The sequence below is a fragment of the Paraburkholderia sp. genome (genome assembly GCF_050742655.1).
In the GTDB taxonomy this organism is placed as follows: Bacteria; Pseudomonadota; Gammaproteobacteria; order Burkholderiales; family Burkholderiaceae; genus Paraburkholderia.
In genome coordinates this window covers 520,112-545,503 of sequence record NZ_JBOIGG010000002.1, presented here as the reverse complement: position 1 = coordinate 545,503, position 25,392 = coordinate 520,112, and the positions used below count along the sequence as shown (strand labels likewise).

Below are 25,392 nucleotides of genomic sequence, written 5' to 3'. Positions count from 1 at the left end.
CTTACTTGCTCTCGCGGTGTGCAACGATCCGCTGTAGTGTGTCGAGCACGACGCTTACCGCATCGCCCACCTGGACGCCGGATTCGGTACGGGCGATCACGATCGGGCCGGCGTCGGTCGCGACGCTCGCCAGATAGAGCGGACCTGGCTGTGCCGCGGCGATCCGGTGGTGCACCGTCGTTGCCGCCACGATCTTGCCGTGCCGGGCGATACGTTCGGTCCACTGCGTGCCGCCGCATGACGGACACAGATAGCGCGCAGGGAACAACGTCGTTCCGCAATGCGTGCATTCGAAGACGGTGAGGTTCATTGCGGAGCCCCTTCGGTTGCTTCGAGTACCACCGCATTCGCGCACATCCCGTAGCAATACTCGACCATCCCATAGCCGCTGACCAGCGCACGTCGCGCGTTCGCAACCTGCCGCTCGCCGGCGGCGCCGCGTAGCTGCGTGATCGCTTCGACGAGCCCGTGCATGCCGCCGGCCGCGCCTGCCTGGCCCGCCGACAACTGTCCACCCGACGTATTCACCGGCAGCGCACCCGACGCGATCCTCGCGATCAGCGCGCGCAGATCGCCGTCCGGCGCAAAGCCGAGGTCGGCGAGCTGCACGAGGACCATCACCGGATAGTCGTCGTAGACCGAAACCAGATCCATCGCTTCTGGCGTCGTAGCCGCGTCCCGCCAGAGCGCCGGCGCCAGCGTCCCGAGCGACGTCTGCAGGCCATCGCCCTGTTGATGGTCGGGGTTGTAGCCGCAGCGCAATGCGCGGATTGCAACAGCCCGCTGGCGCTCCTTCACGAGGTCGGCGCGAGCGAGCACCACGGCGTTCGCGCCGCTGACAACCGGCACGCAGTCGAAGCGGCCGAGCGGATCGGCGATCAGCGGGGCGTCGAGATAGTCGTCGAGTGTGAGCGGCGAACGGTAGACCGCCTGCGGATTGCGCGAAGCCCATTCGCGCTGCGCGCAGCACAACGCGCCGTAGTCCGCGCGCGTGAGTCCGTGGCGCTGCATGTGCTGCTGCGTGTGCATCGCGAACAACGCATTCGGACCGCCGCTTTCGAGCGGCCTCAGCCACGTTCGGGTGGTCAGGTTGTAGTGATCGACGAGCTGACGGAAATCGGCGGGCTCGAAGCGGTCGCCGGACACCAGCACGATCACGTTCGCGTCGCCGCACTGAATCGCACGCGCGGCATGCTGCAACAGATTCAGCGCGCTCGCGCCACCGTGACAGTCGTCCATACACCAGCGCGGCGACAAGCCAAGGCGCCACGCCACGTCGATCGCATGATCCGGCGCGAGCGTGAACGACGCAACGCCGAGCCCGTCGACCTCCCGCGGCGCGAAGCCGGATTGCTCGAGCGCGGCGATATAAGCCTGAGCGAGCAGATCGCCGGTCGTGCCGGCCGGCGCCTGGCGACGGTAGGGCACTTCCACGCCGCCGCAGATCGACACGCCATCGAATCCACTGGGTTGCATCATCACGCTCCCGGACGTTCACGTGCCGCGTGCGGCGACGTTTCGCGTGCGCACAGCAACGCGATCACGGTGATCATACCCATCGCGATCAACATCAACGCGACCGGCCAAGGCGCGTGATATTTCGCGAGCAGCGCAGTTGCGACGAGCGGCGACAAACCGCCGGCGAACACCGATGCAATCTCGTGGCCGAGCGCCATGCCGGAATAGCGAACCTCCGTGCTGAACAGCTCGCCCATCAGACTCGGCTGCGTACCGATCATCGCGCCGTGGCAGACCGGATTGCCGAGCAGGAACGCGAGCCAGATTAGCGCGGGCGCTTTCGTGTCGAGCAGCATGAAGAACGGGAACGCGACCAGAATCAAGCCGACCGCGCCGATCATGTAGACGGGCTTGCGGCCGATCTTGTCCGACAGACGTCCCCAGAACAGCATCATCGCCAGTTCGACGGTCATCGACACCATCACGCCCGCCAGCATGATCGAGCTGGAAATGCCGATGAACCGGCCGTAAACCAGCGAGAACGCGAGGAAGATGTACGAACCGCCATTCTCCGCGACACGCAGACCCATCGCGATCAGAATCGCTTTCGGATGCGTACGGATCACTTCGAGCACGGGCATCCGTGTTGTCCTGCCCGCTGCCTCGGCTTTCGCGAAGTCATTGCTTTCAGGCAGCGTCGAGCGGATATAGACGCCAATACCGAAGATCCCGATCGACAGCAGGAAGGGCACACGCCAACCCCAGGCCATGAACTCCGCGTGCGGCAGCATCTGCACGATGAAGAACACCGCGGCCGACAACACGAAGCCGCCGCCGACACCGATCTGACTCCACGACGCGTAGAAGCCGCGTTGCTCGGGCGGCGCCGACTCGCTGATCATCAGCACACCGCCGCCCCATTCGCCGCCGGAGGCCACGCCCTGCAACACGCGCAGCACGAGCAACAGCAGCGGCGACCACAGGCCGGCCTGCGCGTAGGTCGGCAGCAGACCGATCAGGAAGGTCGCGCCGCCCATGATCGACAGGGTCCAGACAAGCGCGCCCTTGCGGCCGTAGCGGTCGCCGAGATGGCCGAACAGCACGCCGCCGATCGGCCGCGCGGCGAAGCCGACCGCGAAGCCGGCGAAGGCAGCGAGCGTACCGAGCAGCGGACTCGTGCCCTTCGGAAAGAACAGCTCGCCGAACACCAGCGCGGCGGCCGTGCTGTACAGAAAGAAGTCATACCACTCGAGCGCGTTGCCGGCGACAGATGCTGCGACCACGCGGCGCAACGCCTTGCGATCGACTGGCGGCGCAGCCGCGCTGGCGACCGGAAGGGGATGCGTGCTTGCCATGCTGCCTCCTGAGTGCCGGGGACGCGGCACCGAAATGAGGTGATGCAAAAGAATCGACGCGGTCGAGCAGTGAGATCAGGCGCGCGCGAGTCGATAACCGGATGTTTCCAGATCCCACGCCGTGGTCGTCACACCGGCCTCGCGTAGTTTGTATTTCTGGATCTTGCCGTTCTCGGTGCGCGGCAGATCGCTGACGAAGTCGAGGTAGCGAGGCACCGCGAAGTACGGCAGCCGTGGTTCGCAGTAACGGATCAGGTCGAGCGGCTCGAGAGCCTCGCCTGCGCGCAATACGAGCGCGGCCATGACTTCGTCTTCAGCGAGTTCCGAGCGCACTGCGAAGACCGCGGCGGTCTCGACGGCCGGATGACTGAGCAGCACCTGTTCGACCTCATACGACGAAATATTTTCGCCGCGACGGCGGATCGCATCCTTCAGCCGGTCGACGAAGCGGAAGTAGCCGTCGCTTTCGCGCACGATCCGATCGCCGGTGTGAAACCATTGACTGCGCCACGCTTCGACGGTTTTGTCGGGCATCCCGAAGTAGCCGCTCGAGAATGCATCGTGCTCGTCGGCGCGCAGGATCAGTTCGCCTGCGACGCCGTCGGGTACCGGCTGATCGTTTTCATCGACCACGCGCGCATCGAAACCGCTCGCGAGCTTGCCCATGTAGCCGGGGCGTTGCGTATCGATGCCTCCGCCGATCACGAAGTTCGTTTCGGTCGAGCCATAGCCGTCGAGCAGCGCGATCCCGCAGCGTGCGGTGAACTCCTGTTGTGCCTCGGCGGGTACGCCGGGCGCGAGCGCGATCCGCACCCGATGCGCGCGCTCCTGCGACGACACCGGACGGCCGAGCATGATCGGCACCATCGCGCCGAGCACGAAGGTCACCGTGGCTCGCGTCGCGATCAGCGCGTCGAAGAAACCGCTCGCCGAGAAACGGCGATCGGCCACGAGTTGCGCATCGCGAATCAGCGCCTGAAAGAAGCTGTTCATCGCATTGGTGTGAAACAGCGGCAGGCACGTATAGAGCACGTCACCTGCTTTCACGTCGAGATTGTTCGCCGTGTGCACACCCCACCAGTAGAACTGCGCGTGCGGGCACACCACGCCTTTCGATAACCCAGAGGTGCCGGACGTATAGAGGATCGCAAGCGGATCGCCGTCCGTTAGCGGGGCGGCCGGTAACGGTTCGGCTGCCCGTTCGGGCATCTGCATGCAGTTTATGTGCGAGGGTGTTAGCACGTTGGCGTCGGCATCACCAACGAGCCAGATCGTTTGCAGCGGCAACGTGCGATCTTCGGTACGCAGCAGCGCATCGGCGAGATGCGTCTCCGCGATCGCCAGCCGCGCGCCGGAATTGCGCAGGATGTGTTCGAGTTGAAGCCCGCGTGAAGCCGTATTGACCGGCACGACGATGGCACCGAGCCACGCGCAGCCGAGCAGCGTCTCGATGAACTCGCAGCGGTTGGTGCAAAGGAGGACGACGCGATCGCCGCGCTGTACGCCGTGGGCCGCGAGCGCACCTGCACGACGTGCGGCGATGTCGATTGCCTGTGCGGCACTCCAGCTCGTCATGCGATCGGAGAACAGCGGGCCGTCGGCATCGCGTGCAACACGTGCGGCGAGTAGTGCCGGCAACGTCTTTGCGGTCGCGTCATGCGACCGCGTGGCGATATCGAGCGCACCCTGCGTATGGACGGTGTCCATCTGGTCCCCACTTCAGATTCATTCGGGCCAGTCTAGGTTTTGCGTCGAATATCTGTCAAATTCATCAAATTTATCCGCTTCATCAGCGTCGCGGATGTTTCGGCGGAGGTGCTGGCCCGGGTTGTGGGGGTCTGGAGGGCTTCTTTGACGGCAGGCAGTAACAGATGCGCTTACGGTATGCTACACATCAGACAATCAAGCGGGTTGACCGCATTTCGGGGAGTCACAATGCATAGAGGATTCAGTGTGGTGCTTGCCGGCGCAATGCTCCTGACGGGGTGTGCGACCCAGAAATACCAGTACGACAGCATGGGACCCGCGCTGTCGTTAATGTCGCAGCAGCAAAAATGCTATCTCGTGGCCCAGACCGAGTCGGCCGCCGCGCAATGGCGTGACGATCATGTTCCCGTCAACGAAGCGCATGCACGGCTGGACGCCGTCATTACGCCGATGCGCGCTCCCGACGATTACAAGGAGAGTCTGCACGAGAGCATCGATACCACGTACGGGAGCCAGGTCACGGCGCAACAGCTCTATGCGCGCATGAAAAGCGCATGCCGTGCCGAAAGCGCGAAAGTCCCCGCGGCGAATTGACTGTCGCCGATCGCATGCTCATGGAGCTTGCAGGGTTTGGCTTTCGGCTTCACGTTTAGCCGTAGCGGGTGAGTGAGCTTCGACGGGCCGATAGTCATGCACCGGATGGGCAACCGGAGCAACGGTGTAGAACCTTGCCCATTCGCTATAGCCGTTCACCAGAAACCCTCCAGAGCGCTCGATGTATTGCTGTCGCGAGGCTGCATAGACACCCCGCAGCGCAAACCACGGGACATGCGGCAAGTCGTGGTGAACCAGATGGTAGTTGTTGTTCAGAAACAGTAACCGCCACAGCACACCCGCTTCGTTGATCACCGTCCGATGTTCGCGCGTATGCGCAATGCGATGCTCGTGAAACGATCGCACCGACGCGATTGCGAGCGACGGATAGCCGACGCCGATGACGAACAGCCACGCCGAAATGCCGCAGAAGCGATCGAGCCACATCATCAGCGCGGCGAGCGCCACGCCGTGCGCGAGCCACACCGGCACGTCGCGCAGATCGCCGGCGGCGATCTTGCGCAGCGCATCCGTCGTGGTCGCGGCGATCGAGAAGACCGGCCCGAGCAGCAGGCGTCCCACGAACGTATTGCGCGCGAGCAGCAACGCGCGCAACGGAGTGCCGGCGTTTTGCCACGTTTCACCGCCGACGAAATAGCTTTCGGGATCGAGTTCGGGATGCGTCAGGTGCGTATCGTCGTGATGCCGAAGATGCGCTTCGCGATAGATGCCGTACGGAAACCACACGCCGAGCGGTGCGAAGCCGAGCAGGCCATTGATTAGTCGTGAACGGGTGGGATGACCGTGCAGCAGCTCATGCTGCAGCGACAGGTACCACGTGCTGAACACCGCGAGCAAGGCGACCGTCAGCGGCAATCCGAGTGTGCGCGCATGCGTCGCGATGCCGAACCATCCGCCGTAGATCGCGACGATCAACAGCCACGTGGGCCACTCGGTGCGCCAGGTCCAGCTGGAACGAAGACGGTCGAGTGCGCTGCGCTGGTTGTCGTCGAGGTAGATCGCCATCGGCTTGATCGGTCAGGCCCGGATGCCGGTGGCGTAACGGCAGATCGTTCAGGCAGTTCAGGGAACACACGGGCAAAGCCCGGACGCGCAACAGGACCGATCCTATCGACTGACCGCGCGGCGCAGAACCAATTTGTTGAGCAATGCTTGTGCGGCTGTATGGAAAGCCGCGGCGGCGCGGTTTTCTCTACGACACCGCGGCAGGACGAGCGACCCGGCACGCATGATCGAGCAGACCTTCGGCCGTACCGGTGCCTTGATCGAGAGCGAGATCGCTGTTGACGATCAACCAGCCATCGCGTGCGGCTGACGTGCCCGCGCCGGTCACGAGGATGGTCTGGATCGCCATCGCCTGCGTCGTATCGTGATCGCGCGCGACGATCCGGAACGGATCGTCCACGCCATCGAGCGACGTCACCCGCATGATGCGGTAGCGCTTTCCATCGACCGTGTCCCAGCGCCAGGTGCCGGGCGTATCGTCGCGATGCCGCGCGAGCGCATCGGTCACGTCGGCGCGCATGCAGTCGATATGAATGTGCAACTGATCCTGCGAACGCCGGAACTGCGAGTTGATCTCGATACCGAGTTGATTGTCGGCGAGCGATTGTTTAACCGAGATCTCGACGAAGCGTCGCGACGTCCACGCATCGCTCCAGTACGGCAGCAGATTCGCAGAGAGGATCGCCGGGCTTTCGATGCCGGTCACGCGGTCCGTTGGGATCAGCAGATGCTGCGCCTTGCCCGAGATGTCCTTCAGGATCGCGTAGTGGCGCTGCAGATCGACCTGCGCGCACTGGCTGCCGGTGCCGGCCTGCGCGGCAGGCACGCATTGCAGATCGACGATCTTCCACAGCGCGTCGTGGTCGACGCCAGCGAGCTTCGCACAGCCCGCAACCGCCGCGACGATTGCGAATGCACAGCCGAGTGCCGCGGCCCATGCGGGACCGCTACGACGACCCGGGTTCAATAGAGAAGAAAGGTGCTTCGTGAGGATGGCGCGCATCGGTCAGAGCACCGGCGCGGGCAGTGAGCCGAGTAGCCGCTCGAACGCGATGCCGATTGCGAGCAGACGGCGGTCGCTGCCCGCAGGCCCATCGAGTTCGATACCGACCGGCAGATGCTCGCGCGTCATACCGGCAGGCAGCGACAGGCCAGGGATACCCGCATTGCTGGCCGGATCGGTATTGCGCAGGTACGCGTTCATTTCATCGATAGGTGGGCCGCCGTCGATCGACACGGTGGACGACCCGTTGATTTCGTCGAGCGGTACGGCGGCGAGGCAGGTGGTCGGAAACAGCAGCGCGTCGAGCCGGTGCGCGGCGAACGTCTGCGCATAGTGCTGCTGAAGCTGCGGCCGCGAGACGGTGAGTGCGTTGTGATACAGCGGGCCGAAGCGGTCGGTGACGATCAGGTCGTATGCACCGCGGACGTCCGGGCTCGCGATGAGGGCGGCGACTTCCTCGACGGTCTGCACCGGCGCGCGGTTCGCGACGAGCCACGCCCTCAGATCCTCGCGCGGCTCATGCAATGCGATTGCCGTGCCGACCTGCGCGTTGAGCGGCAGCAGTTGCGGCATATCGACCGCAACGAACGTGACGCCGGCCGCTTCGAGCCGCGTCACCGCGTCGCGCGCGACCGCTTCGACCGACTTCGCGAGACCTTCCCACAGCGGTGCCGGCAGACCGATCCGCAACTGCGCGAGATCGATCGTGGGCAACGTGGTGTCGCTGGTGATCACGCCGTCGAGCAGCGCGACGTCCTCGACGGTGCGCGCCATCGGACCGACCGTGTCGCGCGTGTGGGCGATCGGTACGACGGCGTTGGGGTCGTGATAGCGGCGCTCGGCTCCGCCGTCGCCGACCGACGGACGGAAGCCCGCGATCCCGGTCAGCGCGGCCGGAATCCGCGTCGAGCCACCGGTGTCGGTGCCGAGGCCGGCGGGCACGATGCGCGCAGCCACGGCCGCCGCAGTGCCACCCGACGAACCGCCCGGGATCAGGCTCGGGTCGTACGGATTGCGCACAGGGCCGGCGTGCGGCGCGAAATTCGTGCTGGTGATGCCGAGCGCGAGTTCGTGCATGTTCGCCTTGCCGAGCACGATCGCGCCCGCGTCGAGCAGCTTCTGCACCGACGGTGCATCGCGCTCGGGGATGAAGCCGTCGAGTGCGGGCGTACCGGCGGAGGTCAACAGACCGCGCGTATTGATGTTGTCCTTGATGACGACGGGCAAGCCCGCGAGCGGCAGACGCAAGCGCTCGTCGGGCGTCAGCGCGTCGATGCGCCGTGCCTGTTCGAGCGCACCTTCCATCGCGAGGGCGGTCAGCGCGTTGAGCTGTTCGAGTGCGGCCGCGCGCGCGAGTAGCGTGGCGACGTAGTCGGTGGCCAGCAGACGGCCCGCGTGAATGGCCGCGACCGCTTCGGTTGCGGTGAGGGCGAGCTGTTCGTCGACGGTCAGGGCCATGAGCGGGGTTCCGTTATTTCTTCATGAAGCGTGGCGTGAGGCGCGAAGCGGATCAGCGCCGGCCAGTCGATTATGAGGGATGATGGATGTCGGGCAGCATGCGGCAGAACCTCTGCCTGTGCGCGTCGGAACCGATCTGAATGCGTTCTGCGATGTCTGTGAATGTGTCGGACATGGCGGACAAAAAAGGCGATCTGGATACCGCGCCTATTCTGTCACAACCCGTCGTCGCGGTCGCAGCAACCGGCCACGCCGTTCCGGCGTGCGTTATTGCCGGTTGTCGATCCACATGCGTCCCCAGCGGGACGCGTACGCGAGCGCGTGTTCTTCGTCGAAGAAGTAGTCGAGTGCGTCGAACGAATACGCGTGGCCCGGGTTTGCCGTGGCCTTCTCGATAGTCAGGTTGGCGGCGAAGAGACCGTTCGGCAGCCGCTGTGCCGCCGGGGCGACTTCATAGCCCTTGTAATGGATGTGTCGATTCATGGTCGTCGCGATGATCGTGCCCGCGTTGCGTAGGAACACGCATGTCGACGATCGGAGAGTAAGCGGGCAGGCACCAGCGTAGAAGGTGGTGCGTGCCGGGTGAACCAATCTTTCGTCGCAAGCAAATCACGTGCGGCCAGGAACGGTCTTCACGGATTCGGCAGTGATGCTGCGGGATGCATTGGGTCGACTATCCGTCGCAGACCTCGGGCGGTCTGTTGGCTGGCGTACGCGACGCGAGGGGTTCGCCCGAAGGCGGACCGTTGCCGGTGGCAGGCTGGCGGGAAGGGTGCTGCAGTGGAGCGGCGTGGGCCGCTCGTTGGGCTCTCGTTGCTGGTTAGCTGGCGAGCGACAGCAGGCGTGCCGGGCGTGAATCAGTAGCCGCCGACGCATCGGCAGAGCCCGTCGCGCCCTGGGTGGCGCTCTGTCCCGACTGCCGGTGCTTACCGAACACGAGCGAGAACTCGGCAGCCTGGCGGCCTACCGTCGCGAGCTGTTCGACGACCTTCGGATCGGAGCAGGTGTCCACACTGTCGAAGCGGGTTTCGAGCGTATTGATGCCGGCGCCGAACGGCGTGGGCCAGCCGCGCAGTGCGTGCACGATCGAGCGCAGCGACGTGAGCACCGAGCCCGCCGCCTGCCAGCCATACGCGGTGACGATACAGCCGACCGCGCGGCCGTCGAGATACGGACGTTCGTCGGCGCGCAGTTCTTCCAGCATGTCGAGCGCATTTTTCACGAGACCCGAAACGCCGCCGTGATAACCGGGCGTCGCGATGATCAGTGCGTCGGCTTCGCGGACCGCTTCGATCAGCTCCAGCTGTCCGGCGGTGCGCTGTGTGCTTTCGGGTGCGTAGTGCGGCAGGCTGTGCAGGAATTCGCCGCCGAACAGGCGCGTGCGCGCGCCGGCTTCCTGGGCGCCGCGCAACGCGAAACCGAGGGCACGCTCGGTCGACGACGCGGCGCGCGTCGTACCGCCGATACCGATAACAAGTGGCACGTGTGGCCGGCGATGATGATCGAAACTGGTCAACTGAATGCTCCTTCGTGAGCGGCGGCCAGCGGCGCGCAGGGCTGTGCGCGGAACTGCCATTGAACCGCCATCTTAGTGACCGATGGTAGCAGCCGGAACCGACTTATTCTGATAACGATATACGCAAGGAGGGTTATCGCGCTGGGCGATGGCGATGCACGATGCTGCGCACCGATGCTTCGATATGCTTATCGGAAAGGATTCGTTGAAGCACAGCCGGTCGCACCGCTATGATCGAACCGTCTCCTCCATGACAACTCCTTGACATGGGATTGAGCCCCGGCATCGGCGATACCGGGGCTCTTTTTTGTGCTTTGCGTTTGCAATGCCTTCTCTTCCTGTCCCGTGCATTCGTCGCTACGAGTCGTTACGATAGGGGCCTTTCCTGCGCAACCGCAGGCAACCACAGGCAACGACATGACGACTCCCCGCCCGGCCACCAATCCGATCCGCAGCGAAATCGATCTCGACGCACAGGGCAAGCACACCGGCTATCTGCGGCTGCCGCATTCCGTGCACCGCTCGGCATACGGCTGGATTCCGCTGCCGGTCGCGTCGATCCGCAACGGCGACGGTCTGGTCGTGCTCGTGATGGCCGGCAATCACGGCGACGAATACGAAGGGCAGATTATCGTATCGCAGCTGATTCGCGAGATCGACGTGCAGCACGTGAGCGGCCAGCTGATCCTGCTGCCGATGGCGAATTTCCCGGCGGCCGCAGCGGGCACGCGTACTTCGCCACTCGACGAAGGCAACCTGAATCGCAGCTTCCCCGGCGATTCCGCAGGCACGCCGACCCAGGTGATCGCCGACTACATCGAGAACACGCTGCTCGCGCGCGCGGACTATCTGGTCGATCTGCATTCGGGTGGCAGTTCGCTGCTGTACGACGGCGCGAACATGCTCGCGATCGAGCCGCGCGATGCCGAAGAGGCCGTGCGCGTGAAGGCACTGCTCTCGGCGTTCGGTTTGCCGAAGGCATTCCTGCATCCGCTGAACCCGGTGACCGGTTCGGCCGCCGCGCGCAGGCAGGGCGCGATTTCGATCGTGACCGAACTGGGCGGCGCGGGGATGTCGAACGCGAAGCTGATTCGTGACGGGCGCGACGGGTTGCTGCATTTTCTCGGCTTCGTCGGCGTGCTGCACGGTTCGATCGTGCCTGCGCAGCCGCCTGCGCAAACGCGGTTCATGCGTGTCGAGGGACCGCATCACTACGTCTACGCGTACGACGAAGGCGTGGTCGAGCCGCTCGTCGAACTCGGCGAGCGCGTGGTCAAAGGGCAGGCGGCGGCGCGCATTCACTTCCCCGATACGCCGCTGCGCGAACCCGTTACCCTGTACTTCGACGGCGATGGCGAAGTGGCTTGCCGGCGCGTCCAGGCCTCGGTGCGGCGCGGCGACTGTGTGTTCCACCTCGCTGAGGACGACCCTCGCTATCGCTGAAACTGCGTCACCTGGTCTTCGCGGTGCGCATGAGTCGCGCCTGAATCGGCTGCTCGTCGATGGATCATCGAATGCGCGCCCCCGCTCGAAAGGCACGGTCGGGGTAGCCGGCGATCCATCGCGTTTGCCACCAAAGCCATACGGGTACTGCCTCTCCGGCTGGCAACCCAGCCGCCCCGCACACCGATCCGCCCAATTGGACGCCGATCTTTCCATACGCGACATCGCCGTCGCGTCGCAGTGCACTGCACCATCGCCGTCGAGCCTTATGCTGCAAGGCTCTGCGTCTTCCGCTAACGTCCGCGCTTTTCTACCCGTGTCGCATTTTCGCAAGCGTCTGTCGGAATTAGTCGGCTAGTCGGGGTTTTTTCTGGCAACCATGTATGCACACTGTGCGGGCCGGCGCCTGCACCACGAGGAGATGGAGTCAATGAATTCCCCTAAGGTCGTGGTCGAAGGATTATGTAAGGTATTTGGAGCCAATCCCCGGCTCGCGCTCGACATGCTGGCGGGTGGCTCCACCAAGGACGAGGTGTTTGCAAAGACCGGTCACGTGGTCGGCGTCCACGACGTGTCCTTCGAGGTGCAGGAAGGCGAAATCTTCGTGCTGATGGGCCTGTCGGGCTCCGGCAAATCGACGTTGATCCGTCTGATCAACCGGCTTGTCGAACCGACCGCGGGCAAGGTACTCATCGACGGCCGCGACGTTGCCGCCGTGCGTCGCTCCGAGCTGACCGCGCTGCGCCGCACCGACATGAGTATGGTGTTCCAGTCGTTCGCACTGATGCCGCAGCGTACGGTACTGTCGAACGCGGCGTTCGGTCTCGAAGTGGCCGGCATGGGCCGCAAGGCACGCGAGAAACGCGCGCTCGACGTGCTCGAGCAGGTCGGCCTCGCACCGTTCGCGCAGAAGCTGCCCGCGGAACTGTCGGGCGGCATGCAGCAGCGCGTCGGTCTTGCGCGCGCACTTGCGGTGAACCCGTCGCTGATGATCATGGACGAGGCGTTTTCCGCACTCGATCCGCTCAAGCGCAAGGAAATGCAGAACGTGCTGCTGGAACTGCAGAAGAACCAGCGGCGCACGATCATGTTCGTGTCGCACGATCTCGAGGAGGCGCTGCGCATCGGCAACCGCATCGCGATCATGGAAGGTGGCCGCGTCGTGCAGATCGGTACGCCGCAGGACATCATCGCCAACCCCGCCGACGATTACGTCCGCGCGTTTTTCGAAGGCGTCGATACGAGCCGCTATCTGACGGCCGGCGACATGATGCAGACCAACGAAGTGCCGCTCGTGCGCAATCTCGATGCGTCGAGTGTCGCGGAGTCGCTGAACGGCAGCGCCGAATGTGCGTTCGTGCTCGACGCGGAGCGCCGCATTCGCGGTTTCGTGACGCGCGACACGATCGGCAACGAGACGCCGGATCTGCGCAAGATCGAATGCATCTCGCTCGGGGCGTCGCTCGATCACGTGGTGTCGCGTGTGTGCGCGAGCGCGACCGCGCTGCCGGTCGTCGACGACGACGGCTGCTACTGCGGCTCGGTCGATCGCGCCGTCGTCCTTAAGGTTCTCACGCGCAGTCGAGGTTCCCATGTCTGAGATCATTCCACTTGGCCGTTGGGTCGACGATTCCGTTCACTACCTGCTCGATCACGACGCGAGCACGTTCGATGCGATCGGCAAGGCGATCGAGAGCTTCGCCGCGCTGATCGAGCACAGCCTGCAGGCGATCCCGATGTGGGCGCTGATGGCGTTCTTCATCGGCATCGGACTCTGGCGGGTGGGCTGGCGCTTTGCACTCTTCGCGACGCTGTCGCTGCTGCTGATCTACGCGACCGGGTTCTGGGACCAGACGGTGATCACGCTCGGCCTCACGTTCTCGTCGACGCTGATCAGCCTCGTGCTCGGTATTCCGCTCGGCATCTGGACCGCGAAGAACAAACATGTGTCGATGATCGTGCGACCGATTCTCGACCTGATGCAGACCATGCCCGCGTTCGTCTACCTGATTCCGGCCGCGATGCTGTTCGGCCTTGGCCGCGTGCCGGGCATCCTGTCGACGGTGATCTTCGCGATGCCGCCGGCCGTGCGTCTGACGAGCCTCGGCATCCGCCACGTGAATCGCGAGATCGTCGAAGCGGGGCAGGCATTCGGCTGCACGCCGTGGCAGCTGCTCTACAAGGTGCAGTTCCCGAACGCGCTGCCGTCGATCATGCAGGGCGTCAACCAGACCATCATGATGGCGCTGTCGATGGTGATCATCGCGTCGATGGTCGGCGCGGGCGGTCTGGGCAACGATGTGCTCGCCAGCATCCAGCGTCTCGACATCGGGCTCGGCTTCGAAAGCGGCCTGTCGGTCGTGCTGCTCGCGATCATTCTGGACCGTATTACCGAGAGCTTCGGCCGGACACCAGGCACCGCGAACGCACCGCGTTTCGCTGGCCTGCGTAACGTGATGCGCGTGCGTCGCGCTGAACCGGCCACGCAAAGCTGATTTTGCCGCAGCGCTTCCGCGGTTTCCATGCACGCGGAGCGCCAGCGGTTTCACCAGGTTACGCGAAGGCCTCGGTCTTCGTGCCAAAAACATACCGTGTGCATCATGGAGAGCGACGTGACGTCCGCCACGACTGAATCGCCGTTGTCGGGTCTTGCGCATTTCGGGTTTCTCACGCTGCCGAGTTTTTCGATGATCGCGTTTACGAGCGCGATCGAAGTGCTGCGCATGGCGAACTACGTCGGCCGCGCACAGCATTACCGGTGGTCCGTCCTCACACCGGACGGCGCCCCCGTGCGCGCGAGCAACGGCATGGCGGTGCGGCCGACGCGCACGCTCGAAGAAGCGGGTATGCCGGACGTGCTGATCGTCTGCGGCGGCACGCAGATCCGCAGCGCGGTCGATGCGAACATCAAGACGTTGCTCGGCGACGTCGCGCAGCAGGGCGTGCCGCTTGGCGGCATCTGCACGGGCGCGTACGCGCTGATGTCCGCGGGGCTGCTCGACGACTATCGCTGCACGGTGCATTGGGAGGATCTGTCCGCGCTGCACAAGGAATTTCCGCGCGTGCACTTCGCGGACGAACTGTTCGTGATCGATCGCGACCGCCTGACCTGCACTGGCGGCACCGCGCCGCTCGATCTGATGCTGCATGTGGTGAGCAACCGTCTTGGGCAGAATCTCGCCGCACAGGTGTCCGAGCAGTTCATCCTCGAGCGCATTCGCAGCGCGAGCGATCCGCAGCCGATTCCCGTCGACGCGCGGGTCGGATTTTCGCGTGCCGAGCTGATCGAAGTGGTGCGCCTGATGGAAGCGAATATCGAAGAGCCGTTGTCGCTCGAAGAACTCGCGCGGCTCGTGCAACTGTCGCAGCGGCATCTGCAGCGCATGTTCAAGGTCTATCTGAGCGTATCGCCGACGCATTACTACCTGTCGCTGCGGCTGCGCCGCGCGCGTGACCTGCTGCGCACGACCGACGCGTCGATCGCGCGCGTCACCGCGGTGTGCGGATTCCATTCCCCCTGCCATTTCAGCAAGGCGTATCGCGCGCAATTCGGGCATGCGCCGAGCGTCGAGCGGCGCCAACCCCACTAGCAAGAAAAACTCGAGGAGAAACCATGAAACAGAAATTGCTGGTCGCTGCCTGTACGCTTGGACTTGCCGCCATGTCCGCTCACGCGGCCGATCCCGCGGTGTGCCGCGACGTACGGTTCGCGGACGTCGGATGGACCGACATCGCCGCGACCACCGGGCTCGCGTCGACGGTGTTCGAAGGGCTGGGCTACCACCCGACGAAAACCATTGCGTCGGTGCCGATCACGTTTGCCGGGATCAAGAGCAAGCAGATCGACGTGTTCCTCGGCTACTGGGCGCCGACGATGGACCCGATCATCTCGCCGTTCGTGAAGGCCGGCACGATCAAGGTACTGGCGACGCCGAATCTGACCGGCGCGAAATACACGCTCGCGGTGCCCGACTACGTGTACAACGGCGGCCTGAAAACGTTCGCCGACATCCAGAAGTACGCGGACAAGCTGAACGGCAAGATCTATGGGATCGAGCCGGGCAACGACGGCAACGCGCTGATCAAGAAGATGATCGACGCGAACCAGTTCGGACTCGGCAAGTTCAAGATGGTCGAGTCGAGCGAGGCGGGCATGCTGGTCGAGGTGAACCGCTCGATCCGCGAAAAGCAGTGGATCGTGTTCCTCGGCTGGGAACCGCATCCGATGAACGTGCAGATGAAGATCGATTATCTGAGCGGCGGCGACGACGTGTTCGGGCCTAACTATGGCGAAGCGAAGGTGTTCACCGCGACGCCGCCCGACTACGCGGCACGCTGCCCGAACGCGGCGAAGCTCGTGTCGAATCTGCGTTTCACGACCGCGATCGAAAACCACGTGATGGTGCCGATCATGAACAAGACTGACCCGAACAAGGCCGCGCTCGACTGGCTGAAGACGAATCCGCAGGTGCTCGATCAGTGGCTTGCGGGTGTGACGACGCTCGACGGCAAGGCCGGCCTGCCGGCGGTGAAGGCGTATATCGCGGCGCATTGATGTGACGGTGTGCGTGCGGCGTGTCGTTGCGATGCGCCGGTCGAAGGGGCGTGAAGCGGGCCGGAAGGCTGCGTTTTACGCCCTTTTGTTTTTTTGGCCACGGGATGCGGGAGTCGTGCTGACATGTACGGAATGCTGTACATGTCAACCGACCTGCGCTAAACTTGTACAGGCTAAAGTACATATGGAGCACTCCAATGCGTACCGTTCATTTTTCCGACGCGCGTGGCAGCCTGAAAACCGTGATCGACCAGGTCGTCGACGATGCCGACGTGACGCTCATCACGCGCCGCGATGCGCCAAATGCCGTCATCATGTCGCAGGATTTTTACGACAGCCTGATGGAAACCGTTCACCTGCTGCGCTCACCGGCGAACGTTGCGCACCTCGAACGTTCGATCGCGCAGTTGCGCAAAGGCAAGGCGAAGGAGCGCAAGCTGGCTGAGGACGATGAATGACAGCGCGCCGTGTGCTGTTTACGCCCGACGCGTGGGAGGATTACGTCTACTGGCAGGGACAGGATCGCAAGACCCTCAAACGCATCAACCAGCTCATTCGCGACGCGCAGCGCACGCCGTTTGAAGGCATCGGCAAACCCGAGCCGCTGAAGGAGAATCTTTCAGGTTTCTGGTCCCGCCGTATCGACGATACGAACCGCCTCGTGTACGAGGCGGATGACGACCAGATCAGTATCATCTCGTGCCGGTACCACTATCAGGCTTGATGGGGAGTGCCGCGTAGCCCACCATAGCGATCAGAAGCGGTGCTGCACCCCCGCGGTCACACCAGTCTGCGTATCCGATGCGCCGGTCAGATCGCGCGACAGACTGACCTTCTGGTCGTGCCGTGCCATCGCATAACCGCCTGACACGTACAGCACCGTGCGCTTCGACAATGCGTACTGCGCGCGCAGCGAGAACAAGGTCGGGTCGGCGTCGTTACCGTCCTTGATGTCCTGGTGGTAGACGGCGCCGTACAGCGTGAAGTACGGCGTGAATTCATACAGACCACCGATCCAGTACATGTCGCTGCGCAACGTGGCGCTCGCCGTATTGAACGTGCGCCGGTAGTTACGGTAGCCGGCCATCGCCTTCGCCGCGCCGAAGTCGTAGCTGACGCCGGCGTGGATACCCTGGATGTAGTTCGTGGTGTCGGCGGGCGTCACGCTGTCGTTCGCGCCGTTCTGACGGTCGAACGTGACGACGGCCGCGAAGGGACCGTTGCCGTAGCCGATCGCGAAGTCGTACTTCGAACTCGATTTCAGACTGCCCGGCACGTTGCCGAAGCCGTACATCGCGCCGAACTTGAAGCCCGAGAATTCGCCGTCGTAGCGCACCGCGTTCGACGACCGCGAGAACAAACCATCCTTGCGGTTGCCGCTCGCGGTCGACGACGTTGCCCACGAGTAGTTCGGCGCGTAACCCATCGGGTCGAACGGCAGCATGTAGTCGTAGGTGACGGTAAAGTTACGGCCGAGGGTCAACTGGCCGAAGCGGTTCTTCAGGCCGATCGTCGCGCGCCGGTCGAAGAGGGCGCCGGAGCTGTCGTCCAGCGTGCCGTTCGCGATATTGATGCCGCTTTCCAGCTGGAAGACCGCCTTCAGACCGCCACCCAGATCCTCGACGCCGCGCAGACCCCAGCGCGACGTGTTCTTGCCGCCCGACACGAGCCGTGCGGCGCCGCCGTCGGCGCCCGCATGATTAACGTATTCGACGCCTGCGTCGACGATTCCGTACAACGTCACGCTGGACTGCGCGTGTGCGGCGCCGCCGATGCACGCCATCCCCGCGCACGACATGCCGAATGCGACTTTGGTCAAACTCCACTTCATTGCGATCTCCGGTAGTTGTGTTGAAACTGCTTTTTCGCTTTCCTGCCTCACTTCGTTGCACTGCTTCTCACGTACTGGTTCGACGAACCGCGTCTAGCTCGCCTGCGCGAACGCCCAGCAATCGTTGGCCGGAAACTCGAGCCAGTGCTCACCAGCCGCGCGCGGCACCTGACCGAACGCGCGCAGCCGCAGCGCGCCGCAATGGAACAGGTATTCCCAGCGATCGCCGAGATACATCGACGTGACGAGTTCCGCGCGCAGTCGATTGGCGCCGGGCGCGTCGGCGACCTGTACGCGCTCCAGCCGGATCACCGCCTGCGCGGGTTGCCCCGCACTGAGGCTTTCGCGTGCGCGTGCTTCGAGTTGCCAGCCGTCGCCGGCAAGCGTCACGCGTTCGCCGTCAACGGACGTAACCTGCGCGTCGATCCGGTTGTTGCTGCCCATGAATTCGGCCGTATAGAGCGAACGCGGCGCCCCGTAGAGTTCGGCCGGCGTGCCTTCCTGTTCGATGCGTCCATTGCGCAGCAGCAGGATGCGATCGGACATTGCCATCGCCTCGGTCTGGTCGTGCGTCACGCACAGAGCCGACAGACCAAGCGACACGATGAGCTCGCGCAGCCACGCGCGCGCTTCCTCGCGCAGCTTCGCGTCGAGATTCGATAGCGGTTCGTCGAGCAGGATGACCGGCGGGTTGTAGACCAACGCGCGTGCAATCGCAACGCGCTGCTGCTGGCCACCGGACAGCTGATATGGATAGCGCGCGGCGAGATGGCCGAGTCCGAGTTGATCGAGCGCGTGTTGCACGCGCTGTTTTGTTTCGGCAGTGGAGACGCGCCGCAGCTTCAGTCCATAGCCGACGTTCTCGGCGACAGTGCGATGCGGCCACAGCGCATACGACTGGAACACGAGGCCGAGCGAGCGTTGCTCGACCGGCAGATCGGTCTGCGTGTCGCCGTCGAAGAACACTTGCGAATCGAGCTGGATGCGGCCCGCCGACGGCTGTTCGAGTCCAGCGACCGCGCGCAGCAGCGTGGTTTTTCCGCTGCCCGACGCGCCGAGCAGGCACACCACTTCGCCCGCTTTCAGTTCGAACGACACGCCTTTGAGAATCGGAGTCGCGCCGTAGCTGAGAAGGAGATTGTCGACCGAGAGTTTATCCATGCAGTTTCACTCCGAAGCGCAACGCCACGCCGAGTCCGGCGCCGACCATCGCGATGTTGATGACAGAAAGCGCCGCGACCTGATCGACCGCGCCGGCCGCCCACAGCGACACCAGCAGCGAGCCGATCACCTCGGTGCCCGGCGACAGCAGATAGACCGCGGTCGAGTATTCGCGCTCGAAGATCATGAAGATCAGCAGCCACGCGGCGAGCAGGCCGAAGCGCACCAGCGGCAGCGTTACGTCGAGGCTCACGCGCGCACGCGTGCCGCCGACGCTGCGGCCGGCTTCCTCCAGTTCGGGACCGACCTGCATCAGCGCACTCTGGATCAGCCGCATCCCGTACGCGAGCCACACGACCGTGTACGCGATCCAGATGCTCCACATTGAGTTCTTCAGTTCCTTCAGGCCGGGGATGAACAGGAAGATCCACAGGAACGCGAGGCCGGCGAGCAGGCCGGGCACCGCGCGAGGCAGCAGCACGAGGTAGTCGAGTACACGCGTCGCCCAGTCGTGATGCCGATGGCCGGCGAACGCGACCAGCGTGTAGAAGCCGACCGCGAGCGCGCCGCCGATCACGCCGATGCCGAGCGTGTTGAAAATTGCGCGGACCAGGTTGTCCTGTTCGAACAGTTCGGTGAAGTGTGCGAGCGTCAGTACCTCGAGCAGGTTCACGCCTTCGCCCCACGTCGTGACGAACGCGCGCAGCACGATGCCGGAGATCGGCACGAACACCGTCAGCAGCAGCCACAGCGCGACGATCGCGAGTGCGATCCAACGCCATGCGCCGAGCGGCAATACGGTCTGACGGCCGGCCTTGCCCTTGACGGTGACGAAGCGGTTCGCGCTTTTCAGGAGACGCCGCTGCAGCAGCACCAGCGGGAATGTGATCGCGACGATGCATACGGCGACCGCGGCCATCAGGTGATACGACGGCACGCCGAGCTTGTTGGTCAGCTTGTACAGGTATGTCGCGAGCACGAGATGGCCTTCGGGATCGCCGAGCACGAGCGGCAGGCCGAATACCTCGAAGCCGAGAAAGAACACCAGCACGCCGGCGAACAGCAGTGCGGGCATCGTCATCGGCAGGCTCACGTCGAGTGCGACGCGCAGCGGCCGCGCGCCGGAAATGCGCGCGGCTTCCTCGACGTCGGAGCCGAGATTGCGCAGCGCCGCCGACGAATACAGGTACACGTGCGGCACATGCGTGAGACCGACAATTACCGTGATCGCGAGAATCGAGTAGACGCTCCACGGTGCATCGGCCACACCGAACAGCGTCTTCCACCACACCGAATAGAAGCCGACCGGGCCGGCCGCGACCACGTAACCGAACGCGAGCACCATTGGCGACACGAAGACCGGCGTCAGCAGCAGCGGTTCGAGCCAGCGACGGCCGGGCAGGTCGGTGCGGACCATCAGGAACGCCAGCACGCCGCCGAGCGGGATCGAAATGAACAGCATGCCGGCCGCGATCGTGAACGAGTTCGTCAGCGCGGACCAGAAGTCGGGATCAGTGAAGATGAACTCGAAGCCGGCGATGCCGAAGCTGCGTTTCGCGTCGAAGAACGGCGCGTTCAGCAGACTCTGGAACACGATGAAGCCGAGCGGCAACGCGACCGCAACCGTCAGCACCGCGAGGACGAGCCAGCGCAGCAGTCCGGCGAACGGGCGCAGGCCACCGCGCGGTAGCGCACCGATCGTGCCGCTGGGTGTGCTGTCGAGGCCGCCGGATCGCAGCGACCCGTCGCGACGCACGCTTGCGCCAGATGAAGGCATGAGTGTTCCCCTGCGGCGCGCGAGCCGCATGTCGATCGAATTGAATGGTGGATTCAGGCGTTCGCGCGGGTGGCGTGCGCGAACGCGGTAGCGGGCTTAGGCGTTGCTCATGCGTCGCCTAGCGCTTGATCGCCTGCTGCCATTGCTTGAGAAATTCGAGCCGTTTGGACTGGTCGAGATAGACCAGCAGCCCCGCGCCGATCGGGATCGGTTTCAGCGAATCGCCGAGTTGCTTCGTGATGCCCGCCATCGACGTTTCGCCGTCGACGTCCGCACGGATCGAGAACAGGTTCGCCTGGTTCGCGAGGATCGTCTGGCCGCGCCGCGACAACAGATAGTCGACCCACAGCTTCGCCGCGTTCGGGTTCTCCGCCTTCTTCGAGATCGTCACGAGACGGCTCACGACCTGCGTGTAGTCCTTCGGGTACACATAGCCGATCGAAGGGTCTTTCTTCGCCTTCGCGAATGCATAGGAGCCGAGGATGTTATAGCCGATCAGGTTCTCGCCCGACGAGATGCGTTCCATCATCGCGCCGGTGCTCGACTGCAGCTTCGGGCCGGTCGCGCCGATTGCCTTCACCAGATCCCACGTGACCTGCGGGTTCACGCGCGCATCCTGCGTCAGATAGTTGAAGCCGACACCCGATTTCTCGATGTCGTAGGTCGTGACCTTGCCCTTGAAGCGATCGCCTTGCGTCTGCAGCAGACGGATCAGGTCGGCACGCGTCTGCGGAACATCGGCTGAGGGCATGAGGCGCTTGTTGTAGACGATCGCGAGCGGCTCGTACGTCGTGCCGTACGCCTGCTTCTGGTACTGCGCCCACGCGGGCAGATTCTTCGTTTCAGGCGAGTCGTAGGCCGCCATCAGACTGTCGTTGACGAGCTTCACCTGCAGGTCCATCGCCGAACTCCACAGCGCGTCGGCGCTCGTGCTGCTCGCCGCGTTTTCGCTGATGAAACGGTTGTACAGCTCGGTGCTGTTCATGTCGTGGTACTCGACCTTGATGCCGTAGAGGCTTTCAAAATCCTTGATGACTGGACGTACCACGGAGGTATCGGTTGCCGAGTAGACGATCAGCTTGCCTTCCTTCCGGGCAGCGTCGACGATGGTCTGATAATTGTCGGGATAACCCGCGGGAAGCTGTACTGGCGCGGCATTCGCGCAGATGGTGGTGAGCGACAACGCGACGGCGAAGGATTTCAGGAAGATCGGCACATCTGTCTCCAGAGAAACGGTATCGGTTTTTGTGTAGGCGGATGGTAAGGGTTTAATGCTTTCCGAATGCTTTCAGTTTTTGACCAAAGTGAAGGAAAATGGGCTTTTCCGCTTATGGATTTCCCCAGGTGCCGGCCATGCGTGTGCTGCTCGTCGAAGACAATCCGATCCTGTCGCGCTCGCTGACCGACGCGTTGACGGGCGCCCGTTTAACAGTCGATTGCATGCATGACGGCGAGGCCGCCGATCACGTTCTGCGAACCCAGGACTACGCGCTGGTGATCCTCGATCTGGGTCTGCCGAAGCTCGATGGGCTAGAGGTGTTGCGCCGTCTGCGCGCGCGTCGCAACACAGTGCCGGTGCTGATCCTGACCGCACACGGTTCGGTCGAGGATCGCGTGCGCGGTCTTGATCTCGGTGCCGACGACTATCTCGCCAAGCCCTTCGAACTCACCGAACTGGAAGCGCGGGCACGCGCGTTGATTCGCCGCAGTCACGGTCACGAGCCGCTGAGCGTGCAATGCGGCACGCTGTATTACGACAGCGTCGATCGCGGTTTTCATCTCGACGGCGAACCGCTCGCGCTGACGCCGCGTGAGCGCGCGGTGCTCGAAGTGCTGATCCTGCGCAACGGCCGCGCGATCAACAAGGACACACTGTCGGAGAAAATCTTCGGGCTCGACGAATTGGTGAACGCGGATGCGATCGAAATCTATGTACATCGGCTGCGCAAGAAACTCGAACGCAGTTCGGTCGGCATCGTCACGCTGCGCGGGCTCGGTTATCTGCTCGAGGCGAAGCCGGCATGATGCGTTCGAATCTGCGCGTCCGCGTCGCGCTCTGGCTGCTGCTGCCGCTGTTCGGGCTGCTTGCGGTCGATTCGTGGGTGACCTATCGCCGCGCAATGAACGCCGCGCACACCGCATTCGACCGGACGCTCGAATTCTCGCTGCGCTCGATTCGCGACGGCATCCGGCTGCGTGACGGACGCATCGAAGTCGATCTGCCGTATCTGTCGCTGGAGATGTTCGAGGCGAACGGCGGCGGCAGCATCTACTACCAGATTCGCGAGGACAACGGCCCGGTGATCACCGGCTATCCCGACCTGCAACGGCCCGGGCCGGGCGGACGGGATGCGTATTCGGTGCGCTTCTACGACACCGTGTTCCGTGGCCAGCCGTTGCGGATGGCGGTGCTGCGTCTGCCGGTGCACGACGTGCCGAGTGCGCAGACTCGCGTGGTGTGGGTGATGGTCGGCGAAACGATCGAGCCGCGCCAGGCGCTCGCACGGGACATCCTGATCGGGTCGCTGCAACAGGAGGGGATGCTGGTAGTGCTCGCGCTGGCGATCGTCTGGCTCGGCGTCGGGCGCGGGCTGCGGCCACTGAACCGGCTGTCGGCGAAAGTCGCAGCGCGCGCCGACGACGATCCCGCGCCGCTCGACATGCACGGCTTGCCGCGCGAGGTCGCACCGCTCGTCGATGCGATCAATCAGTACATCGCCCGTACGCAGCGGATGCAGGTGTCGCGGCGGCGCTTTTTCACGGACGCCGCGCATCAGTTGAAGACGCCGCTCGCGGTGATCCAGGCCGAAGCGGAACTCGCGTTGCGCGACGACGAGCGGGTGGAAGGCGGTAGCGGGCAAGGCGTGCATCTCCGCCGCCTGAACCGTGCGGTGAAGCAGGCGGTGCGGATCGTCCAGCAACTGCTGTCGCTGTCGCGGCTCGATCCCGACAGCGGCTATCCGGTCCGGCGCACGCGGGTGCCGCTGCACAAGATCGCGCGCAGCGTGACGCTCGACTGGTCGCCGGTTGCGCGGGCACGCGGTATCGATCTCGGTTTCGAGCAGGACGCGCGCGTCGACGTGATCGGCCAGACCGATCTGCTCGCAGAACTGGCCGGCAATCTGATCGACAACGCGATTCGCTACGCGGGCGACGACGCAGTGATCACGGTGCGTGTCGCGAACAATGACGACGGCCCGCTGTTTCAGGTGATCGACAACGGTCCAGGAATTGCTGCTGCCGAGCGAGACTCGGTGTTCGAGCGTTTCTACCGCAGCGAAGCGACCCAGGCGGTCGAGGGCAGCGGACTCGGTCTCTCGATCGTGCGCGAAGTGGCGCGCGTGCTCGGTGCGCGCGTCGTGCTCGACGACGCACCGGGCGGTGGCCTGATCGTCAGCGTGATTTTCCCGGCGGCGGAGGAGGGCTAAACGACGCGCTATCGTGGGCGGTTACGCCAACTGCCGTCGCTGCGTCGCTATAAAGCTGCGTCTGGTTGACCCGCGCGGCGATCGCCAGGTAGTCGTCGCGCGCGTCGATCATTCCCCAGCGTGCGTATTGCGCGAGGAACCACGCGCCTTCGTCGATGCGCGGATAGTTGACGGCGCCGTGGTCGAAGAAACGCACCGGCAGGCGGTTCGAGCCAGGCGCAGCGACGGTGTCATTGCCAAGCCGTGCGGCTATCAGCCCCGCGTCGATGCCGATATATTCCGGCCGCGCGAGCCAGTCCGCGATTTCATGACGATGCCCGGCGTCGTCGAGCCAGCGGCACGCTTCGAGCATCGTCTGCACGAGCGCACGCGCGGTGTTCGGGTAGCGCCGCACGAAATCGCGTCGGCACGCGAGCACTTTCTCCGGATGATCCGGCCAGACCTCGCTCGTGTACGCGACGGTGCGGCCGAGCCCGCGCGCTTCCGCAAGGCTGTTCCACGGTTCGCCGACGCAGAAGCCGTCGAGCTTGTCCTCCGCGAGCGCCGCGACCATCTGCGGCGGCGGAATCGCAACGCTTTCGACGTCGCGCAGCGGATGCACGCGCTGCGTAGCGAGCCACTGGTACAGCCACATCGCATGCGTGCCGGTCGGAAAGGTCTGCGCGAACACCGCCTTGCGACCGAGCGTGTCGAGTGCCTGAGGCAGCGACCCAGCTTCGGCCAGCGCATCGGCGAGACGGTTCGACAGCGTGATGGCCTGACCGTTGCGGTTCAGCACCATCAGCACGGCCATGTCGGTCTGCGGGCCACCGATGCCCATCTCGACGCCATACACGAGCCCGTAAAGCGCGTGCGCCGCGTCGAGATCGCCGGCGAGCAGCTTGTCGCGCACGGCGGCCCACGACGGCTGCCGCTGCAGTTCCAGCGTAAGGCCATGCGCGTGGCCGAACTCGAGCAGCTTCGCCGCCACGAGCGGTGCCGCGTCCGACAGTGCGACGAAGCCGAGTCGCAGATGCGTTTTCTCGAGCCGGCCGGCGCCGGGCGTTGGGGAGAGGGAGGAGTGTGGATTCATGGGCAGTA

Annotated in this window: 24 protein-coding genes; 10 read left to right on the top strand and 14 right to left on the bottom strand. The window is 64.3% G+C overall.

Going from position 1 to position 25,392, the window contains the following annotated elements:
* Position 1: 1 nt before the first annotated feature.
* From ACREXZ_RS05030 to ACREXZ_RS05015, 4 genes are all read right to left on the bottom strand, one after another.
* Positions 2 to 310, bottom strand: a complete 309-nt coding sequence (locus ACREXZ_RS05030) for a Zn-ribbon domain-containing OB-fold protein (protein ID WP_431762930.1) — start codon at positions 308 to 310, stop codon at positions 2 to 4.
* The gene (locus ACREXZ_RS05025) at positions 307 to 1,476 is read right to left on the bottom strand and encodes a thiolase family protein (protein WP_431762970.1); all 1,170 of its coding nucleotides are present in this window, start codon (positions 1,474 to 1,476) and stop codon (positions 307 to 309) included. Before ACREXZ_RS05025 ends, ACREXZ_RS05030 begins: the two co-directional genes overlap by 4 nt.
* A gap of 2 nt (positions 1,477 to 1,478) precedes the next feature.
* Positions 1,479 to 2,813, bottom strand: a complete 1,335-nt coding sequence (locus ACREXZ_RS05020; RefSeq protein ID WP_431762929.1) for an MFS transporter — start codon at positions 2,811 to 2,813, stop codon at positions 1,479 to 1,481.
* A 75-nt stretch (positions 2,814 to 2,888) separates the two neighbouring features.
* On the bottom strand, positions 2,889 to 4,520 hold the full coding sequence (locus ACREXZ_RS05015; RefSeq protein ID WP_431762928.1) for an ATP-dependent acyl-CoA ligase: 1,632 nt from the start codon (positions 4,518 to 4,520) through the stop codon (positions 2,889 to 2,891).
* A gap of 246 nt (positions 4,521 to 4,766) precedes the next feature.
* On the opposite strand from ACREXZ_RS05015, the gene ACREXZ_RS05010 reads away from it, so the two are divergent.
* Positions 4,767 to 5,114, top strand: coding sequence for a hypothetical protein (locus ACREXZ_RS05010; protein ID WP_431762927.1), 348 nt, complete (start codon positions 4,767 to 4,769; stop codon positions 5,112 to 5,114).
* A gap of 18 nt (positions 5,115 to 5,132) precedes the next feature.
* Here ACREXZ_RS05010 and ACREXZ_RS05005 read toward each other — a convergent pair whose 3' ends face one another.
* The 5 genes from ACREXZ_RS05005 to ACREXZ_RS04985 all read right to left on the bottom strand — a co-directional run bounded on the left by ACREXZ_RS05005 (position 5,133) and on the right by ACREXZ_RS04985 (position 10,117).
* On the bottom strand, positions 5,133 to 6,140 hold the full coding sequence (locus tag ACREXZ_RS05005) for a fatty acid desaturase (protein ID WP_431762926.1): 1,008 nt from the start codon (positions 6,138 to 6,140) through the stop codon (positions 5,133 to 5,135).
* 187 nt (positions 6,141 to 6,327) lie between these two features.
* Positions 6,328 to 7,143, bottom strand: coding sequence for a CDP-diacylglycerol diphosphatase (locus ACREXZ_RS05000; RefSeq protein WP_431762925.1), 816 nt, complete (start codon positions 7,141 to 7,143; stop codon positions 6,328 to 6,330).
* Between the two features lie 3 nt (positions 7,144 to 7,146).
* Positions 7,147 to 8,601: an indoleacetamide hydrolase gene (gene iaaH / locus ACREXZ_RS04995; protein WP_431762924.1), complete on the bottom strand. Its 1,455-nt coding sequence runs from the start codon at positions 8,599 to 8,601 to the stop codon at positions 7,147 to 7,149.
* 267 nt (positions 8,602 to 8,868) lie between these two features.
* Entirely contained in the window at positions 8,869 to 9,084 is a 216-nt protein-coding gene (locus ACREXZ_RS04990; RefSeq protein WP_431762923.1) for a transcriptional regulator, read from the bottom strand.
* A gap of 337 nt (positions 9,085 to 9,421) precedes the next feature.
* Positions 9,422 to 10,117 carry an NADPH-dependent FMN reductase gene (locus tag ACREXZ_RS04985; RefSeq protein WP_431762922.1) on the bottom strand — a complete coding sequence of 232 codons (696 nt, stop codon included), beginning with the start codon at positions 10,115 to 10,117 and terminating at the stop codon, positions 9,422 to 9,424.
* Positions 10,118 to 10,534: 417 nt separating this feature from the next.
* Between ACREXZ_RS04985 and ACREXZ_RS04980 the strand changes: the two genes are divergently transcribed.
* The 7 genes from ACREXZ_RS04980 to ACREXZ_RS04950 all read left to right on the top strand — a co-directional run bounded on the left by ACREXZ_RS04980 (position 10,535) and on the right by ACREXZ_RS04950 (position 16,839).
* Positions 10,535 to 11,560 carry a succinylglutamate desuccinylase/aspartoacylase family protein gene (locus tag ACREXZ_RS04980; protein ID WP_431762921.1) on the top strand — a complete coding sequence of 342 codons (1,026 nt, stop codon included), beginning with the start codon at positions 10,535 to 10,537 and terminating at the stop codon, positions 11,558 to 11,560.
* A 430-nt stretch (positions 11,561 to 11,990) separates the two neighbouring features.
* The gene (locus ACREXZ_RS04975; RefSeq protein ID WP_431762920.1) at positions 11,991 to 13,160 is read left to right on the top strand and encodes a quaternary amine ABC transporter ATP-binding protein; all 1,170 of its coding nucleotides are present in this window, start codon (positions 11,991 to 11,993) and stop codon (positions 13,158 to 13,160) included.
* The gene (choW, locus tag ACREXZ_RS04970; RefSeq protein ID WP_431762919.1) at positions 13,153 to 14,055 is read left to right on the top strand and encodes a choline ABC transporter permease subunit; all 903 of its coding nucleotides are present in this window, start codon (positions 13,153 to 13,155) and stop codon (positions 14,053 to 14,055) included. Before ACREXZ_RS04975 ends, choW begins: the two co-directional genes overlap by 8 nt.
* Positions 14,056 to 14,160: 105 nt before the next feature.
* Positions 14,161 to 15,150 carry a GlxA family transcriptional regulator gene (locus tag ACREXZ_RS04965; protein ID WP_431762918.1) on the top strand — a complete coding sequence of 330 codons (990 nt, stop codon included), beginning with the start codon at positions 14,161 to 14,163 and terminating at the stop codon, positions 15,148 to 15,150.
* Between the two features lie 23 nt (positions 15,151 to 15,173).
* Positions 15,174 to 16,115 carry a choline ABC transporter substrate-binding protein gene (locus ACREXZ_RS04960; protein WP_431762917.1) on the top strand — a complete coding sequence of 314 codons (942 nt, stop codon included), beginning with the start codon at positions 15,174 to 15,176 and terminating at the stop codon, positions 16,113 to 16,115.
* A gap of 197 nt (positions 16,116 to 16,312) precedes the next feature.
* Positions 16,313 to 16,573, top strand: a complete 261-nt coding sequence (locus ACREXZ_RS04955; protein ID WP_431762916.1) for a type II toxin-antitoxin system Phd/YefM family antitoxin — start codon at positions 16,313 to 16,315, stop codon at positions 16,571 to 16,573.
* On the top strand, positions 16,570 to 16,839 hold the full coding sequence (locus tag ACREXZ_RS04950; protein ID WP_431762915.1) for a Txe/YoeB family addiction module toxin: 270 nt from the start codon (positions 16,570 to 16,572) through the stop codon (positions 16,837 to 16,839). Before ACREXZ_RS04955 ends, ACREXZ_RS04950 begins: the two co-directional genes overlap by 4 nt.
* 30 nt (positions 16,840 to 16,869) lie before the next feature.
* Here ACREXZ_RS04950 and ACREXZ_RS04945 read toward each other — a convergent pair whose 3' ends face one another.
* From ACREXZ_RS04945 to ACREXZ_RS04930, 4 genes are all read right to left on the bottom strand, one after another.
* On the bottom strand, positions 16,870 to 17,946 hold the full coding sequence (locus tag ACREXZ_RS04945; RefSeq protein WP_431762914.1) for a porin: 1,077 nt from the start codon (positions 17,944 to 17,946) through the stop codon (positions 16,870 to 16,872).
* A gap of 93 nt (positions 17,947 to 18,039) precedes the next feature.
* Positions 18,040 to 19,107 (bottom strand): ABC transporter ATP-binding protein, encoded by a 1,068-nt coding sequence (locus ACREXZ_RS04940; protein ID WP_431762913.1) that lies wholly within the window; start codon positions 19,105 to 19,107, stop codon positions 18,040 to 18,042.
* Entirely contained in the window at positions 19,100 to 20,884 is a 1,785-nt protein-coding gene (locus tag ACREXZ_RS04935) for an ABC transporter permease (RefSeq protein ID WP_431762912.1), read from the bottom strand. Before ACREXZ_RS04935 ends, ACREXZ_RS04940 begins: the two co-directional genes overlap by 8 nt.
* Before the next feature lie 118 nt (positions 20,885 to 21,002).
* A complete protein-coding gene (locus tag ACREXZ_RS04930) occupies positions 21,003 to 22,100 on the bottom strand; it encodes an ABC transporter substrate-binding protein (protein ID WP_431762911.1) in 1,098 nt (365 codons plus the stop codon).
* A 137-nt stretch (positions 22,101 to 22,237) separates the two neighbouring features.
* Between ACREXZ_RS04930 and ACREXZ_RS04925 the strand changes: the two genes are divergently transcribed.
* Both ACREXZ_RS04925 and ACREXZ_RS04920 read left to right on the top strand, forming a co-directional pair.
* The gene (locus ACREXZ_RS04925) at positions 22,238 to 22,909 is read left to right on the top strand and encodes a response regulator (RefSeq protein ID WP_431762910.1); all 672 of its coding nucleotides are present in this window, start codon (positions 22,238 to 22,240) and stop codon (positions 22,907 to 22,909) included.
* Positions 22,906 to 24,312 carry a sensor histidine kinase N-terminal domain-containing protein gene (locus tag ACREXZ_RS04920; RefSeq protein WP_431762909.1) on the top strand — a complete coding sequence of 469 codons (1,407 nt, stop codon included), beginning with the start codon at positions 22,906 to 22,908 and terminating at the stop codon, positions 24,310 to 24,312. The genes ACREXZ_RS04925 and ACREXZ_RS04920 overlap by 4 nt, the downstream gene beginning before the upstream one ends.
* Here ACREXZ_RS04920 and ACREXZ_RS04915 read toward each other — a convergent pair.
* Entirely contained in the window at positions 24,278 to 25,384 is a 1,107-nt protein-coding gene (locus ACREXZ_RS04915; protein ID WP_431762908.1) for a CmpA/NrtA family ABC transporter substrate-binding protein, read from the bottom strand. The genes ACREXZ_RS04920 and ACREXZ_RS04915 overlap by 35 nt on opposite strands.
* Positions 25,385 to 25,392: the final 8 nt, after the last annotated feature.